The sequence below is a fragment of the Salimicrobium humidisoli genome (genome assembly GCF_002295105.1).
GTDB classification, from domain to species: Bacteria; Bacillota; Bacilli; order Bacillales; family Halobacillaceae; genus Salimicrobium; species Salimicrobium humidisoli.
The window spans coordinates 1-1,473 of sequence record NZ_NSGH01000049.1 but is presented as its reverse complement, the minus strand read 5'-3'; the positions used below and the strand labels follow the sequence as shown (position 1 = coordinate 1,473).

Annotated in this window: 2 protein-coding genes; both read left to right on the top strand. The window is 43.8% G+C overall.

Translation table 11 applies throughout. The features are described from left to right. Window positions 1–52 precede the first annotated feature (52 nt). Window positions 53–616, top strand: coding sequence for a helix-turn-helix domain-containing protein (locus CKW00_RS13405; RefSeq protein WP_095822980.1), 564 nt, complete (start codon window positions 53–55; stop codon window positions 614–616). Then, the gene (locus CKW00_RS13400) at window positions 580–1,443 is read left to right on the top strand and encodes an IS3 family transposase (RefSeq protein WP_233129791.1); all 864 of its coding nucleotides are present in this window, start codon (window positions 580–582) and stop codon (window positions 1,441–1,443) included. The genes CKW00_RS13405 and CKW00_RS13400 overlap by 37 nt, the downstream gene beginning before the upstream one ends. The last annotated feature ends 30 nt before the right edge of the window (window positions 1,444–1,473 follow it).

Here is a 1,473-nt window from a genome sequence, read left to right as displayed (position 1 = left end):
GGTAGTGAACCCCGGAAGTTAGAGTAAAAAATCTAACTTCCGGGGTGTTTTTATGTCCAAGTATAGTGAAGAATTTAAGGTAAAGGTGGTAAGGGAATATCTTGAGGGCTCTCTGGGGTACACTTCATTAGCCAAAAGATACGCTCTTCCTGATAAATCTCCAATAAGACAGTGGGTCCAGGCGTATCAAGCGTTCGGGGAAGAAGGGTTGAAAAGGAAGCATTCCAAACAAGTCTATCCTGTCCAATTCAAGCTAGATGTATTACACTTTAGGAAACAGACAGGAGCTTCTCTTCAGGAGACAGCGATCGCCTTCCACATGAACAACCCTGCGTTAATTGCGAACTGGAACCGCATATGGCAGAAGGAAGGGGTCGAAGGCCTCCGGGGAAAAGCGAAAGGACGGCCTCCTATGTCAAAAAAACCTAAGAAAACGTCATCTAAAACCAAAAAATCTTTGACTCGTGAAGAAGAGTTGGAACGTGAAAATGAACTTCTGCGTCTGGAGAACTCGTATCTAAAAAAGGCAAAAGCTTTTCAGGAGAATCCGAATGCCTATCTCGAAAAGCACAAGCAGCGCTGGTATTCGAACTCAAACAAGAAGGATTCAAAGTAAAAGATGCCTTACGAATAGTAGACATTCCTGAAGCTACGTATCATTATCAGAGAAAGCATGTCCACGAGGAAGATCCGAATAAAGCGTGGAAAGAAATGATTACGAACCTTTTTCATAAGCACGACGGGACCTATGGCTATCGCCGCATCACCTTCGAGCTTAGAAATCAGGGGTATATCATCAACCATAAAAAAGTGCAGCGGATCATGAGTGAATTAGGATTGAAAAGCGAAAAATTCACCCGCAAGTCCCGATACAAATCATACAAAGGTACGGTCGGGAAAGTGGCTCATAACCGAATGAACCGTAGGTTCTACACGCCTGTCCGTCTCCAAAAATTAGTCACAGACGTGACAGAGTTCAAATGTGCCGGAGAGGAGAAACTTTATTTGAGCCCGATCATGGATGTGTTCAATGGAGAGATTATTTCCTTCGGTATATCCAAACGACCAACCCTGGATTTCGTGTTAAAGCCGCTGAAGGAAGCGTTGGACACCATCGAAACGGAAGCTGAATATCGGACAACCATCCACTCCGATCAAGGCTGGCATTACCAACACCGCACATGGGTGAAAACGTTAAAGAAACATCGTATCTTTCAGAGTATGTCCAGAAAAGCGAACTGCGCAGATAATGCGGCGATGGAGAATTTCTTCGGAATTCTCAAACAGGAGATGTATTATGGAGAAGAACTGGTTTCTTACGAAGAGCTTGAAAGAAAGCTCGAGGGATACATCAACTACTACAACCATGATCGCATAAAAGCAAAATTAGCTGGTTTGAGTCCCATTCAATACCGGACTCAAACCAGCCAATCAGCTTCCTAATAAAAACTCTAACTTTTAGGGGTCACTACC